The sequence below is a fragment of the Bacillus sp. V33-4 genome, from assembly GCF_002860225.1.
In the GTDB taxonomy this organism is placed as follows: Bacteria; Bacillota; Bacilli; order Bacillales; family Cytobacillaceae; genus Bacillus_BJ; species Bacillus_BJ canaveralius.
The window spans coordinates 88,127-103,091 of sequence record NZ_PGVC01000023.1; the positions used below are offsets into that span (position 1 = coordinate 88,127).

Sequence of the window (14,965 nt, forward strand, 5' to 3'; positions counted from 1 at the left end):
CTCCTTTATTTACATTATAAGCCATTATTACCTATTACAATAGACTTGCTTTAAAAAAAGAGAACAGACACCTTTAAAGGTGCCCGTTCGACGATTATGTATCCTTAAAATGAGAAGAGAAGCTTGATGCCAAATGCGAGAAGTATGCTCCCACCAAGTGCTTCGCTGTATGCCCCCAGCAAACCCCGGACTTTCCTGCCGAGATATAGGCCGAGCCACGCCAGCACGGTGGCAGCTGCACCAAAACAGATTAACACTAATGCTGTTTTCGCTCCGTAAATGCCAAGCGTTAACCCGACTGAAAAGCTATCAAGGCTGACGCTTAATGCAAAAATGAGCATTCCGAGGCCAACGGGGGTGATTATGCTGCTTTCTTCGTCCTTAAAAACAGCCAGAATCATTTGCACGCCAAGAATAACAAGAAGCATTCCACCAATATAGCCGGCGATTGCACCAAATTTTTCTGATAAAAATCTGCCTGCAATCATTCCGAGCATAGGCATCCACAAATGGAATATACCGATTGTGAATCCTATTTTAAAGATCTGCCTGAGACGAAGCTTGTACATTCCCATTCCAAGGCCGACCGAAAAAGCGTCCATTCCTAGTGCAAATGCCATGACGATTAGTGTAAAAACTTCTCCAGTTACCTCCATTTTTGTTCACCCCTTGGACTTGCTATTTCATCATATGCACGTCCAAAGGGATTTAGAAGCTGGTTATTAAACCGCTCATTCAATAGAAAAAAGCGCACTCTTCCCAGAATGCGTCCCTGTCTGCCAGACTATTCTTCCTTGATCAACCGCTGGCCTGCCGCTTTCATCAGGCGGTTCATGACAGCCTCACCAACGCCAATCCGCGGGAAAACTTCTGAAAAAATGACATCAAGATCCTTGGCGTTAAACTCCCTTAACGTATCATACAAAGAGCTGGCAACCGTTTCCGGCTTGTCCCGGCTCCCGCAGCCAAGCACGGCATCGGCTTGAAAAAAAGCGACGTTTTCTTCAGTGGTTAACACGCCTGCCTTCAATCCCAGTTTCCTTTTCTCATTAATAAGCTCTTGCAAAAAGTCACGGCTTCCTTCTACTAAATAGAGAGGAGCATTTGGTGCATAATGCTGATACTTCATGCCTGGTGATTTTGGTGCTATTTCTTGATCTGCCAGAGCCGGATCCAATTGGACTTTACCAACAACCGCCTCAATCTGCTCAACCGTAGCTCCGCCCGGCCTTAAAATAACCGGGACCGGCCCGGTGCAATCAATAACAGTCGATTCAACACCGACCCCTGTTGCTCCGCCGTCAATAATGCCGCTTATTCTCCCGTACAAATCATCATGGACGTGCTGCGCCGAAGTCGGGCTTGGTTTGCCGGACTGGTTTGCGCTCGGTGCTGCAATCGGCAACCCTGTTTTTTTAATTAAGGCAAGAGCTACCGGGTGATCCGGCATTCTGACCGCAACTGTTGACAGGCCGGCTGTTGCTTTAGCGGATAACTGTCCCGCTTTTTTATTGAAGACAATGGTCAATGGTCCCGGCCAGAAATGATCCATTAACATCCCGGCTTTTTCAGGAACTCCATCCACAAAACTGTCGAGTTGCTCTTTTTTTGCAATGTGGATAATTAACGGATTATCCGCCGGCCTGCCTTTCGCTTCGAAAATCTTTGCCACAGCAGTGTCACTATCGGCATTTCCGCCCAACCCATATACTGTTTCAGTAGGAAAAGCGACTACTTCATTTTCTTTTAACAAAGCGGCGGCTTCAGAAATCTGTGGATAATCTTCTAAGTTAGTCACAAACTTATCCACTGACCAAATTTTTGTATCCATGTTCATCCACCTTTTATGTCAACTCAAAATACTCTCTATTTACCGGTGTTTTTACTTCAGAATCTAGTAATTGCTACCTTTGAAAGTATAAAAGAAGATGGAGGGGAACACAAGTTTTATCCACAAAATGTGTATAAACATCGTGATTTTGTGGATAAAACTGTGGATATATCCACATTACTTACATGGATAACGTTAAAAATCTGGAATTATCCACATCCAGAATGAATTTCACGTGTTTGAGCTGACGGATAGACATCGGCAAGTCCTCACTCTCAATTGCGGTAAAACCAAGCATATTAAAAAAAAGCAAACTGCCCTGTTTATTTGTTGCCAAGTATAACTCTTTCAACTGCTTATCCCGCGCTAAGATGAGCATTTGTTCAAATAACATCAAAATTATCTTTTCTGCCATTCCTTCGCTGATCACAAGGGAACGCAGCAGTCCCGCTTCACCTGCAGGCTCAATACCGACCGTCGCTTTTAAGTTACCGTGCACGTCTTCAACCAGCAAAAAATAATCAATTGCAGCCGCCACTCCCTCCGTGCCAAGTTTAGCATCTTCGAGAAATGTTAATAACCTTGCCAAATCCTGTTCATTTGCACAACGTACGATTGTGTCCATCAATCCACCTCATTTTTCCTATTCTATTACTATGAATATGAAAGAATATAAAAAAGTAGACCCGGTGAACGGAAAGTCTACTTTTTTGAAATGAAGTTTATTATATACACTAGGTAATCTCTTTACGAGCCCTATCTTTCGCTGCTTTTCCGTGTTCCCCGCCCTGCTGATAAAATGCCTTTGATGATTTGCAGTTATATTTGCGCCGCACATTTTACAAAATTTCATTCAAAAAGCTTCGCCCAAAGCTCCTTTACAAAGAACTTAACCTCAACTGGCTCTTCATCTTTTGCCGTATATACGGGCGCTTTTTGGCCATCGTTCACGACCTCGACTGCTTCCTTAACCGGTTGCAGTGTTTCTTCACTGTCCTTTACCGTCTGCTCTTCTTCACTTACGGCAACACCGTTTGAAAAGTCAAGAAAACATAGGGGCGGAAATAATACGCACCACCAGTTCGCCCCTTTTCCTTCGCCCAGTGAAATGAGGATCGCTTCATACTCTCCAGCCGGGTAAAGAAATTGTCCGTACAGTTTAGTCGGAAATTGGACTCGGCCAAATTCAGCCTTTACCGTTTGCGACGACTGCTCCCGCGCGACAACTTCTTCGGCGATTTTTTGAATCTCCGGAAGCCTGGATTGAATTAAGCTTCTTGCCTCTTCAATTGACGTAAGGTCCGCAACCCATTCAGAAATCTCTGCATTTACCGCATCGCGGACAAGCCTTTTTAATGCTTGGTCCTGCTCTGTATCACTGTTTGCAAGAATTCGCAGCCGGATCGCTTCATTTGGAATCACGACTGCGTCGCTCGCGGCCGCTTCATTTTTCGGTATATATAAGTTCAAGAGCGTGCCTATTGATAGAATCACAATATAAGCCCACGCCAATGTTTTCGTTCTCATCGCCAACACCGTCCCTTCACTACCCCCATTGTGGACAAAATGTTAGAATCTTAAACTAGTAATTGCAGAAATCGTGGTAGCTTTTATTCGTCATCATTCAGCGAGCACGATAATCGTGGATTTTCATTAAAAACAGTGCGATTGTTGCACCCGGGGAGGTGTTTATCTGCGAAAAGGAGCTGTTTACCCGCGACTGGCTGGGTTCCTTTGATGAGCGGTTCTCGGTTTATCCGCGAAAAGTCCGGTTTATTCGCGACTGGCTGGGTTCCTTTGATGAGCGGTTTTCGGTTTATCCACGAAAAAGTACTGTTTATCCGCGAAAAAGTACCGTTTATCCGCGAAATAGTGCATTTTATCCGCGAAAAGTCCGGTTTATCCGCGACTGGCTGGGTTCCTTTGATGAGCGGTTTTCGGTTTATCCGCGAAAGGAGCTGTTTACCCCGCGACTGGCTCGGTTCCATCTATGAGCAGTTCTTGGTTTATCCGCGGAAAAGTATGGTTTATCCGCGAAAAGTACCGTTTATCCGCGAAATGACCCTACTGTCTAAAACATTGTAAAAAGACCCTTAGCCAAAAGGCTAAGGGTCTTCTGCATCAGCTGATATAAGCAAATACAATGCGGTCTTTTCTATTTATGTCATAAACGACATCAACGTCAGCAGCAGGGAAAGTCTTTTTTAACAATACCGCAACATCATCGCTCTGGCCGGCGCCGATTTCAAAGCCGATAAGCGCTTTGTCTTTTACAACGAATGGCAATTCGGCCATAAATCTTCGGTAAATATCCAGTCCATCATCACCTGCAAAAAGGGCAAGATGAGGCTCGTGATCTTTAACGACTTCCGACATTCCATCGATATCCCGAAGAGGAATATAAGGAGGGTTTGAGAGGATGACATCAAATTTCTGCCCTGCTTCGATAAATGGTTTCAGTAAGTCTCCGTGGATGAACTGCAGATCTGCCCCAAGATTTCTGGCATTGTTTTTGGCGACATTGAGGGCGGCAACCGATATATCCGAAGCTGTTACGTTTAGTGCAGGCAGCTCGAGTTTGATTGTGATCGCGATTGCCCCTGTCCCCGTCCCGGCATCGACAACCTCCAAAACATCTTCCTGGTTAAAAAGGCTGCCTATTCTGTTTATCGCTTCAAAAACGAGCTCTTCTGTTTCCGGACGCGGAATGAGCACATGCTCATTTACTTGAAAAGTTCGGCCATAAAACTCTTCGCTTCCAATAATATATTGTACTGGTATGCCCTTGACATGAAGAGCTATTCCTTCTTGAAAGGACTGCATTGTTTCATCGGGCAGGCCGGCATGGAAGCTCGCGAACAGAGCGGCCCTGTCCATGCCTGTATAATGGCGAAGCAGCAGCTCAGCCGCGTGCTGCTCCCGGCCATTTTTCATTAAAAAAGAAGAAGCCCAGTTCAGGGCTTCGTATATTTTTGCCATCTTACAGCTCTCCTGCACTTTCAAGCTTTTTGGATTGGTCTTCTAAAACCAATGCATCAATGATGTCGTCGAGCTTGCCTTCTAGAATCTGGTCAAGCTTTTGAATCGTTAAGCCGATGCGATGGTCAGTTACCCGGTTTTGCGGGAAATTGTAAGTCCGGATCCGTTCTGAACGATCACCGGTGCCCACAGCCGATTTACGCACCTGGTCATATTCGGCCTGGGCTTCCTGCTGAAATTTATCATAGACACGGGCACGCAATACTTTCATCGCCTTGTCCTTGTTTTTATGCTGGGATTTCTCATCCTGGCAGGAAACGACGATACCTGTTGGAATGTGGGTTAAACGAACGGCAGACATCGTCGTGTTTACGCTCTGTCCGCCCGCGCCGCTTGATGCAAATGCATCAAAACGGATATCTTTATCGTGGATTTCAACTTCAACGTCTTCTGCTTCCGGCAGGCAAGCAACCGTAGCTGTTGAAGTATGGATCCGTCCGCCGGATTCCGTTTCGGGCACACGCTGGACACGATGGGCACCATTTTCAAATTTTAGCTTTGAAAAGGCCCCTTTTCCGTTGATCATGAAAATAATTTCTTTGAATCCGCCCAGACCGGTCGGATTTGCATCAATGATTTCCGTCTTCCAGCCTTGGATTTCGGCAAAACGGCTGTACATTCGGTAAAGGTTCCCGGCAAATAACGCGGCTTCGTCCCCGCCTGCTGCACCGCGAATCTCGAAGATCACGTTTTTGTCATCATTCGGGTCCTTCGGAACTAACAATAATTTCAAACGAGCTTCAAGATTCTCCATTTGTTGCTCAAGCTCTGACAATTCTTCCTTGACCATTTCGCGCATTTCAGGGTCGAGCTTGTCATCAAGCATTGCCTTTGCATCCTGGAGTTGCTCGCGTACCTGTTTATACTCGCGATACGTATCAACCGTATCTTGAATATCGGATTGTTCTTTTGAATAATCTCTTAATTTATTTGTATCATTAACAATTGAAGGATCACTTAAAAGCTCATTAAGCTTTTCATAGCGGTCCTCAACAGCTTGAAGTCGATCAAACATAGCTACTCACCTCTATTTTCATCATGCTCTTTGCAAGAACAGAGCCTGTGATCACACTAATCCATAACAGTCTAATTATAGTACACGGAACAATGGCAGTCAAAAAAAGATGGGATATGCGAATTCATAAGGAAACGACAAAACCCCGCAAAAGCAAAAGCCAGGCGGGGGTCGAAATATAAGAACTATGATAAAGTTTCAGTTTTCAGCCGGGACGAGCTGCCTTTGGACGATTTCGGGACTTCATGGTGATGACGGCAGCGCGGTTCGTATGATTCTGAAGCTCCGACCAAAATAACCGGATCATCATACGAGGCTGGATTTCCATTTATCAACCGTTGCGTGCGGCTTGCCGGCGATCCGCAAACAGCGCAAACGGCCTGGAGCTTTGTCACAAGCTCGGCAATCGCCATAATAGCAGGCATTTGCCCAAACGGTTCGCCGCGGAAGTCCTGGTCAAGGCCAGCAGCAATCACCCTGTAGCCGCTGTTGGCAAGCTGCTGGATGACTTCAACAATCTTCTCGTCAAAGAACTGGACTTCATCGATTGCGATTACATCCACTTCGGCGTCAATATACTGAAATATGTCGGCTGACTTTGAAATCGGAATAGCGATAAACGAGTTGCCATTATGCGAAACAACTTCTTCGTTGCTGTATCGGTTATCAATTTTCGGCTTAAAAACCGCTATTTTTTGCTTGGCAAATTGAGCTCTTCTTACACGGCGAATTAATTCTTCCGATTTCCCGGAGAACATACTTCCGCAAACTACCTCAACCCATCCGCTCTGTCTCATTTCATACATGAATGGCGTCTCCTTCCTTGTCCCTGCCAAATGATACTTTAAAAGCACAATACAGTTCGTATCTGTTTGTCCTACTATTAGCAAGTGAGCAAAAAACAAACCTTTTTTCTTATGTATACCTGATTCTTTAAAATAAAAAACAGGCAAGCGCTGAAAACCTCTTGCCTGTTTCTGACATTTATTCTTGGTTCTTAAGGCCGTATTTTTTATTGAATCGGTCAACACGTCCGCCTGCTTCAGCAAACTTTTGACGACCTGTATAGAATGGGTGGCACTCAGAACAAGTCTCTACGCGAATTCCGTCTTTAACAGAACCCGTTTCAAACTCATTACCACAAGCGCATTTCACCGATACTGTTTTATAGTTAGGATGAATTCCTGCTTTCATTCTTTTCATCTCCTTTTCCGCCCTGAGTCTTTCGAAACAGAGTTATAATTACGGCTGTATGACCAAACCGTAAATTTCAAAACCATACAAATGATATTATAACAAGAGGACAGCTGATTTGCAAGAAGTGATTTTAAGCAAAAAGTGTGTCATCCGTCCTTTTTCTTATTAAGAACGCTTTGCTTTCATTTCTTCAGAAAGCTGTGCAAAAAATTCTTCATTTGATTTTGTTTGTTTTAGCTTGCGCAAAAATTTCTCTGCAAATTCAGGTGAATCCGACATAGATTTGCGGATCGCCCATAATTTATCAAGATGTTCTTTCGGGATCAGCAATTCCTCTTTCCGCGTGCCCGACCGGCGGATATCAATCGCAGGGAAGATCCGTCTTTCGGCAAGAGCACGGTCAAGATGGAGTTCCATATTTCCTGTTCCTTTAAATTCCTCATAAATAACATCATCCATTCGTGACCCCGTATCTACAAGAGCCGTCGCAAGGATTGTCAAGCTTCCACCTTCCTCGATGTTACGCGCTGCACCAAAGAATCGCTTTGGACGATGGAAAGCAGCAGGGTCGATACCACCAGACAATGTCCGGCCGCTTGGAGGAATCACGAGGTTATAGGCACGGGCCAAGCGAGTGATGCTATCCATTAATATAACAACATCACGTTTATGCTCGACAAGCCGCATTGCGCGCTCGAGTACAAGCTCCGCCACCTTTATGTGGTTTTCCGGAACTTCATCAAAAGTCGAGCTTACGACATCACCGGCAACAGAACGCTCGATGTCGGTTACTTCCTCCGGACGCTCGTCAATTAACAAGACGATTAGTTCCGCTTCCGGATGATTGGTGGTAATGCTGTTGGCGATTTCTTTTAAAAGCATTGTTTTACCAGCTTTTGGCGGAGCCACAATCAAACCGCGCTGCCCAAAGCCGACCGGCGCAATGACGTCCATAATTCTTGTTGACAGCCCTCTTTGCGTCGTTTCCACCTTCATTTGCCTGTCCGGATAAAGCGGCGTTAACGCCGGGAAATGGACTCGCTCTTTTGCTGTCTCAGGATCATCGCCATTTACAGCCTCTACATGAAGTAGCCCAAAATACCTTTCATTCTCCTTTGGAGGACGGACTTTTCCGGATACCTTGTCCCCATTTCGGAGATCAAAGCGGCGAATTTGCGATGCCGATATATATATATCCTCGGAGCTTGGCGAATAGTTGATCGGGCGGAGAAAACCAAAGCCTTCCGACTGAATAATTTCAAGGACACCTTCCATAAAGAAATAGCCCTGTTGTTCGGCCCTGACTTTAAGAATAGCAAAGATGAGCTCTTTTTTCGTTAATTTGCTGTAATAGGATACTTTAAATTCACGGGCAAGCTCGTATAGTTCTTTTAATTTCATATTTTCTAAACTTGTAATAGTTAATTCCATATATACACCACACTTTTTAATTTTTCGATTGTTTCCCCCATATAATTGTGAACAGGTTTTCGATATGGACGGAAGGATGGACTACTGAAGGGTTTCTTGAAGCATTATAGAAGTGAATTCAACTAGGAAGCATGACTTTCTTTGGGCGCGGGCACATCGCAGACCTAGCAAAAACTTTTATACTATAAAAATTTATGAGTTCGCCAAAACAATCTTTATTTTACCCTGTTTATTGAAAATTAATCAACTAATTTTTTTGTTTGTGAATAAAAGTTTTGAGGAAGGGAGCAAAGATGTGTTCTTTCGAAGTATTGCCACAATAAGATTTTCAACCTAAATGAAAAGATGCTCCCTGTTCCCGTGAGAACCAGGGAGCGGTTGAAAGGGTTTGCAGAAAAGCTGAGAACTTACCCTTTTATCACTAGATGAGGTTTCTTTTTTAAGCTGTGACGGCCTTCGATAAAACGGACAGTACCCGATTTTGCTCTCATTACAACAGAATGGGTAGAACCGTAGGAACCTTTAAATTGGACACCGCGTAATAGCTCACCATCGGTAACACCTGTTGCAGCAAAGATCGCATCATCGCCCCTGACAAGGTCTTCCATGCGAAGAATTTTGTTTACTTCAAGCCCCATCGAGAGACACCTTTCAAGCTCCGCGTCATTTTGCGGTAAGAGCTTACCCTGTATTTCTCCACCAAGCGACTTTAAGGCAACGGCTGCCAACACTCCCTCCGGAGCTCCGCCGGATCCGAATAAAATATCGACACCGGTTGATTCGAAAGCGGTATTAATTGCTCCCGCTACATCCCCATCATTAATGAGTTTAATTCTGGCCCCCGCTTCGCGAAGCTGGGTAATAATGTGCTCGTGGCGCGGGCGATTTAAAACGGTCGCCACCACATCTTCAACATCTTTATTTTTTGCTTTCGCAACAGCTTTTAAATTATCAATGACCGAAGCATTTATATCTATTTGACCAACCGCTTCAGGACCGACGGCGATTTTATCCATATACATATCCGGCGCATGAAGAAGATTGCCATGGTCGGCTACCGCTAAAACGGCAAGGGCGTTCCAGCCCCCGGAAGCAACAATGTTGGTTCCTTCAAGCGGGTCCACTGCAACATCAACACGTGGGCCATAGCCGGTTCCGAGCTTTTCACCGATATAGAGCATCGGAGCTTCATCCATTTCTCCTTCTCCAATTACGACGGTTCCTTTCATCGGAACCGTATCGAATACATCCCGCATCGCAGAAGTTGCCGCATCATCAGCTTCATCTTTTTTCCCGCGGCCCATCCATCGTGCAGAAGCAAGTGCAGCAGCTTCGGTCACACGGATAAGCTCCATTGATAAGCTTCTCTCCATCTGTTCTCTTCCTCCCGCTCGTTCCATTTATTTCTCTAGAAAGGCTTCTTATTAGGCATTTTTCAATTGTTCGAGTTCTTCCCCCGTTAATTCTTCCCGCCAGACAGTGGCTCCGAGGCCGTTCAGCTTTTCAACCAGATGGCTGTAGCCTCTGTCGATGTGTTCAAGCCCGGTAACTTCGGTAATTCCTTCTGCGATCAAACCGGCAATGATAAGCGCTGCACCGGCTCGCAGGTCACTTGCCTTCACCTTGGCGCCTTGGAGCTGCACAGAACCATTGATAATTGCAGACCGGCCTTCAACTTTAATATTCGCGTTCATCCTTCTTAATTCGTCAATATGCTTGAACCGGGCTCCGTAGATTGTATCCGTCACAACACTTGAACCCTCCGCCCTTGTCAGCAAAGAAGTAAACGGCTGTTGTAGATCTGTCGGGAAACCAGGGTAGACAAGTGTTTTAACGTCGACTGGCTTGAATTTTCCAGCAGGCCCGACAAACACTTGGTCATCTCCAGCTTCAATCGGCACGCCCATTTCGCGAAGCTTTGCGATGAGTGACTCGAGATGCTGCGGAATCACATTATCAATCAGGATTCCTTCTCCAACCGCTGCACCAAGAATTAAGTAGGTTCCCGCTTCGATGCGGTCGGGAATGATCGTATGACGGCAGCCGTGAAGCTCGTCAACACCTTCAATCCTGATCACGTCCGTCCCGGCTCCCTTTATATTTGCTCCCATATTGGTGAGCAATGTAGCGACATCGATAATTTCCGGTTCCTTCGCTGCATTCTCAATAATCGTCCGGCCTTTAGCGCGAACGGCAGCCAGCATAATGTTGATCGTCGCACCAACACTGACTACGTCCAAGTAAATGCGCGCCCCGCGCAATTCATCAGCCCGCAAATAAATAGCGCCCTGTTCATTGGTAACACTGGCACCGAGTGCTTCAAAGCCTTTTATGTGCTGATCAATCGGGCGCGGGCCGAGATGGCATCCTCCCGGAAGTCCAATAACAGCCTTTTTAAAGCGGCCCAGCATGGCTCCCATTAAATAATACGAAGCTCTAAGTTTTTTTACTTTTCCGTTTGGCAGTGGCATCGAGATCATCGAAGAAGGATCAACCGTCATTTCATGGTTGGAAAATTCGACCGTACCGCCAATCTCTTCAAGAAGCCCTTTTAAAATCTGTACGTCCGAAATATCTGGTAAACCCTCAATCGAGACAGGTGAATCGGCCAAAATGGCTGCAGGAATCAAAGCGACAGCGCTGTTTTTCGCTCCACTGATTCGAACTGTCCCTTTTAGCGGATAACCGCCTGCAATTTTAAGCTTTTCCATGTTTGACTCCCTTCTAAGCCGTAAACCGCATGGATCGACCTTATTAAAAAGGCCGGCCATAAAGGCTTTTCATTGTGACATGTCAGAATTTCCTTCGCGAATAACGGGAGCTTATAAGTCTTACAAAAGATGCGGGGAGTTGCGCCCGTTTGGCAAATCTACAAAGAAAACGTTAATTACTATAATTTTCCAACAAAGAAAGGCATATTCCGACAGTTTGTCTTAATATTTAGTTTACACGAAATCTTCTTTTTCATGTATGAAAAGACTGATTTGAAAAAATTACCTTTTCCTTTTCCAACTTACACTATGCCTGCTCAATAATCAAGCCTGCAGTTTTAAAAGTTAAGCGAAACCGATCAGGCGCGGGAATTCCAGTCTGCCAGGAACGCATCAATTCCTTTATCGGTTAACGGATGCTTGCACAGCTGCAGAATCACATTCAAAGGAATCGTCGCAATATGCGCCCCTCGTAATGCTGCTTCCGTCACATGCTGCGGGTGGCGAATCGACGCGGCAATGATTTCTGTTTCCAGGCCATGAACCGCAAAAATTTCAGCGATCGTCGAAACAAGCTCAAGGCCATTATGACCGATATCATCAAGGCGGCCAAGAAATGGAGATACATAGGTTGCCCCCGCTCTTGCCGCAAGAAGCGCCTGGTTAGCACTGAATATTAACGTAACATTCGTTTTAATTCCGTCCTCTGTCAAAGCATGGACTGCTTTAAGCCCATCCGGAGTCATCGGTACTTTTACGGTAATATTCGGAGCAATCGCTGCCAGCTCCCTGCCTTCCTTAATCATTCCTTCTGCATCAAGAGCGATTACTTCAGCACTGACAGAGCCTTTAACAAGCTCGGTAATTTCCCGAAGCCGATCATGAAAGGAAACGTTTTGCTCTTTTGCTACTAAAGTCGGGTTTGTGGTCACTCCTGCTAAAATACCCAGGGAATGAGCCTCACGAATTTCGTTGATATTAGCCGTATCGATAAAAAATTTCATATGTAAACCTCTCCATTCGACGAAATTTTTAAACAAATTTAAATGAATTGAAACCGCCTTTAACAGGGCGGTTTCATTTTACATTAATTATATTATAATCGACACTAATTACGCTTTGTTTGAAGAACCAAACTCACGCATTTTGCCGATAACCGTTTGTTTAATCGACTCACGTGCTGGTCCCAAATATTTGCGTGGATCGTATACATCCGGATTTGCAGCCAACACTTCACGAACTGCTTTGGCAGACGCGATTTGGTTTTCGGTATTAACGTTGATTTTTGCTGTTCCAAGCGAAATTGATCTTTGAATATCCTTTGTTGGAATGCCTGTGCCGCCATGAAGGACTAAAGGTACCCCGGTAAGGCTCCCGATCTCTTCCATTTCTTTAAATCCTAAATTTGGTTCCCCTTTATAAGGACCGTGTACTGAACCTAAAGCAGGAGCAAGAAAATCAATGCCCGTCCGCTTCACAAGCTCTTCACATTCTTTAGCATCTGCATAAATAACACCATCGGCAACAACATCATCTTCCTGACCGCCAACAGTTCCAAGCTCTGCTTCAACAGAAACTCCTTTTGAATGGGCATATTCGACTACTTTAGAAGTTATTTCGACATTTTCTTCAAACGGATGGTGGGAAGCATCAATCATAACAGAAGTGAAACCTGCGTCAATCGCTTCTTTACACTTGTCGAAGCTGGAACCATGATCTAAATGGATGGCAACCGGAACTGTAATCTTATAGTCTTCCATCAGTCCTTCTACCATTTTGACGACAGTCTTAAACCCACCCATGTAGCGGGCTGCACCTTCTGAAACACCTAAAATAACCGGTGACTTTTCTTCTTCAGCCGCTTGCAAAATCGCTTGAGTAAACTCAAGGTTATTTAAATTAAATTGTCCAACTGCATAGCCTTCTGCTTTCCCTTTGTTTAGCATATCGGTCATTGAAACTAAAGGCATTTGTCTTCCTCCTTATTGGTGATCGGCTTCATTTTCACAGAGCATCCCGTTTAAGGTTTTCCCCTAATATCATTAAATATGTCCATGGAACTTTCTGCGTTCATGAGGCCCGATCCATTGGAATTCCCCTTGTATAATACCAAATCGGAAAAAGAATTGCTATTAATCCACTGTCATTTTAATAACTGTCATAAATTTGAGACATTGGAAGCGTTATCAATGATTAAAATAACTCTGATTTTTAATTCCTGAATTTTTAGCTTGAGGTAATTGGCAAATATTTCTTAACGGCGGCCCGGATGTCATCAATGTCAAACGGTTTTGCAAAATGAGTGAGCGCCCCCAGGTCCTTTGCTTCCTGAATCATATCAAGTTCCCCATAAGCGGTCATAATGATGACTCTTATCCCTTCGTCAAGTACCTTCATTCGTTTTAAAATTTCGATCCCGTCCATTCCCGGAATTTTCATGTCAAGCAAGACGAGATCAGGAGCATGCTTCGACACGATGTCAAGAGCCTGGACTCCGTTGGCGGCCTGGTACGTATCATAACCTTCTTTTTGCAAAACCTCATTTAAAAGGATGCGTATCCCAAACTGATCATCGACAATTAATATTTTCCCTTTCATAAATCCACCTTCCCTTCACATATTTTTTGTATGTTTACAAAAATAATATTAAATAAAATTTCTCCCCATCGTATATTTCGATTTTGAAGTTGATTATTCCTGCCTGTCTTTTCCTGTTACAAGTTCTAATTTCCGGTTTATTTTACGCGCTTCTTAAAAAAACTTATAATGGATGAAGGATTTTCAAGCAGTTCTTGTCATTTCATTGATTTGTCCTATCAACACAGGGAGGTTTTTGGATGTTAAAAATGTTTTCAACCCAATTAGCCGGGCTTTTTAAAAGGATACAGGACCAGGAGTTATCAATAGAAGAAGGAGCGCGGCTGTTGGCACAGGCAGCTGCTGGGGATGGTTTCGTTTATATTTACGGCAACAGTGAAATGAGAGCTGTTCTGTCTGAGGCGATTGAGGGCGCTGAGCCATTTAAAAAAGCGAAGAAATGGAAGGGCGCAGCAGAGATAGACTCTATTAAAGACATGGACCGAGTACTTGTTTTCTCCCGCTTATCAACTGATGGAGATTCAGTACGATGTGCGAAGATGCTTGCGGACCGAAGAGTTCCTTTTGTTGCCGTTTCGACTGCTGTCGCTGGGGCAACCGATGATTTAACGGCACTGGCAGATATACATATCGATTTAAAACTGGTCAAGCCGCTCCTCCCTGATGAGGAAGGCAACCGTTTCGGATACCCGTCAGCGATGGCCGCCCTGTTTGCCTACTATGGGTTGAAGTTTATTTATGAAGAGATTCTTACTGAATATGAGCTTTAGCAGATTGTTTAAGTAACGACTTGCCCAAGGTAGGTTCTGGTTCAGTGATTTTATCATGATTTCGGTTGAATTTTACGGGATTGCAGCTTTCTTTTGATCATACTCAAACAGAATCGTTCTTTGATGATCATCTGTGAGTCTTTAGTTTACATAATCGCTACAATTACACTAGCAAGTGGGGCAGCTCAGGTCTCTGCCCCAATTAATTAAGCGGAAAATGATCGGAATTAAGCGAAAACCCATCTGATTTAAGCGAAAAATACAATAATTAAGCGTTCACGGGCATTAATTAAGCGAAACGCGCGACACCGCACATTCCCAGCTTTTTTACGTTATGTAAACTTGTACATGTTTTATTAGCAATCAATACAAA

Annotated in this window: 16 protein-coding genes; 2 read left to right on the forward strand and 14 right to left on the reverse strand. The window is 44.5% G+C overall.

The features are described from left to right. Positions 1-104: 104 nt before the first annotated feature. From CVD23_RS08900 to spoIIR, 4 genes are all read right to left on the reverse strand, one after another. Entirely contained in the window at positions 105-656 is a 552-nt protein-coding gene (locus tag CVD23_RS08900; protein WP_257988221.1) for a manganese efflux pump MntP, read from the reverse strand. A gap of 128 nt (positions 657-784) precedes the next feature. After that, entirely contained in the window at positions 785-1,831 is a 1,047-nt protein-coding gene (locus CVD23_RS08905) for an L-threonylcarbamoyladenylate synthase (protein WP_101665796.1), read from the reverse strand. Between the two features lie 181 nt (positions 1,832-2,012). Beyond that, positions 2,013-2,456: a hypothetical protein gene (locus tag CVD23_RS08910; protein ID WP_101576071.1), complete on the reverse strand. Its 444-nt coding sequence runs from the start codon at positions 2,454-2,456 to the stop codon at positions 2,013-2,015. Positions 2,457-2,680: 224 nt separating this feature from the next. Further along, positions 2,681-3,358, reverse strand: a complete 678-nt coding sequence (spoIIR, locus tag CVD23_RS08920) for a stage II sporulation protein R (protein WP_101576081.1) — start codon at positions 3,356-3,358, stop codon at positions 2,681-2,683. A 210-nt stretch (positions 3,359-3,568) separates the two neighbouring features. Between spoIIR and CVD23_RS08925 the strand changes: the two genes are divergently transcribed. Next, a complete protein-coding gene (locus tag CVD23_RS08925) occupies positions 3,569-3,916 on the forward strand; it encodes a hypothetical protein (protein ID WP_101665798.1) in 348 nt (115 codons plus the stop codon). Between the two features lie 36 nt (positions 3,917-3,952). On the opposite strand, the gene prmC is transcribed toward CVD23_RS08925, so the two are convergent. From prmC to CVD23_RS08975, 10 genes are all read right to left on the reverse strand, one after another. Further along, positions 3,953-4,810 carry a peptide chain release factor N(5)-glutamine methyltransferase gene (gene prmC, locus CVD23_RS08930; RefSeq protein ID WP_101665799.1) on the reverse strand — a complete coding sequence of 286 codons (858 nt, stop codon included), beginning with the start codon at positions 4,808-4,810 and terminating at the stop codon, positions 3,953-3,955. A 1-nt stretch (position 4,811) separates the two neighbouring features. Then, a complete protein-coding gene (gene prfA, locus CVD23_RS08935; RefSeq protein ID WP_101576073.1) occupies positions 4,812-5,885 on the reverse strand; it encodes a peptide chain release factor 1 in 1,074 nt (357 codons plus the stop codon). Positions 5,886-6,070: 185 nt separating this feature from the next. Beyond that, positions 6,071-6,691 (reverse strand): thymidine kinase, encoded by a 621-nt coding sequence (locus CVD23_RS08940; RefSeq protein ID WP_101576082.1) that lies wholly within the window; start codon positions 6,689-6,691, stop codon positions 6,071-6,073. A 178-nt stretch (positions 6,692-6,869) separates the two neighbouring features. Further along, the gene (gene rpmE / locus CVD23_RS08945) at positions 6,870-7,079 is read right to left on the reverse strand and encodes a 50S ribosomal protein L31 (RefSeq protein ID WP_101576074.1); all 210 of its coding nucleotides are present in this window, start codon (positions 7,077-7,079) and stop codon (positions 6,870-6,872) included. A 168-nt stretch (positions 7,080-7,247) separates the two neighbouring features. Next, positions 7,248-8,513, reverse strand: coding sequence for a transcription termination factor Rho (gene rho, locus CVD23_RS08950; protein WP_101579370.1), 1,266 nt, complete (start codon positions 8,511-8,513; stop codon positions 7,248-7,250). 407 nt (positions 8,514-8,920) lie between these two features. Next, positions 8,921-9,886 carry a class II fructose-bisphosphatase gene (glpX, locus tag CVD23_RS08955; RefSeq protein ID WP_101579371.1) on the reverse strand — a complete coding sequence of 322 codons (966 nt, stop codon included), beginning with the start codon at positions 9,884-9,886 and terminating at the stop codon, positions 8,921-8,923. A gap of 51 nt (positions 9,887-9,937) precedes the next feature. Continuing rightward, complete coding sequence (locus CVD23_RS08960) at positions 9,938-11,224, reverse strand: UDP-N-acetylglucosamine 1-carboxyvinyltransferase (protein WP_101579372.1); 1,287 nt, start codon at positions 11,222-11,224, stop codon at positions 9,938-9,940. 359 nt (positions 11,225-11,583) lie between these two features. After that, positions 11,584-12,228, reverse strand: coding sequence for a fructose-6-phosphate aldolase (gene fsa / locus CVD23_RS08965; protein WP_101579373.1), 645 nt, complete (start codon positions 12,226-12,228; stop codon positions 11,584-11,586). A gap of 108 nt (positions 12,229-12,336) precedes the next feature. After that, positions 12,337-13,194, reverse strand: coding sequence for a class II fructose-bisphosphate aldolase (locus CVD23_RS08970; RefSeq protein WP_101665800.1), 858 nt, complete (start codon positions 13,192-13,194; stop codon positions 12,337-12,339). Between the two features lie 256 nt (positions 13,195-13,450). Further along, positions 13,451-13,822: a response regulator gene (locus CVD23_RS08975; RefSeq protein ID WP_101579375.1), complete on the reverse strand. Its 372-nt coding sequence runs from the start codon at positions 13,820-13,822 to the stop codon at positions 13,451-13,453. A gap of 239 nt (positions 13,823-14,061) precedes the next feature. On the opposite strand from CVD23_RS08975, the gene CVD23_RS08980 reads away from it, so the two are divergent. After that, positions 14,062-14,592: a DUF2529 family protein gene (locus CVD23_RS08980; RefSeq protein ID WP_101665801.1), complete on the forward strand. Its 531-nt coding sequence runs from the start codon at positions 14,062-14,064 to the stop codon at positions 14,590-14,592. Positions 14,593-14,965 lie beyond the last annotated feature (373 nt).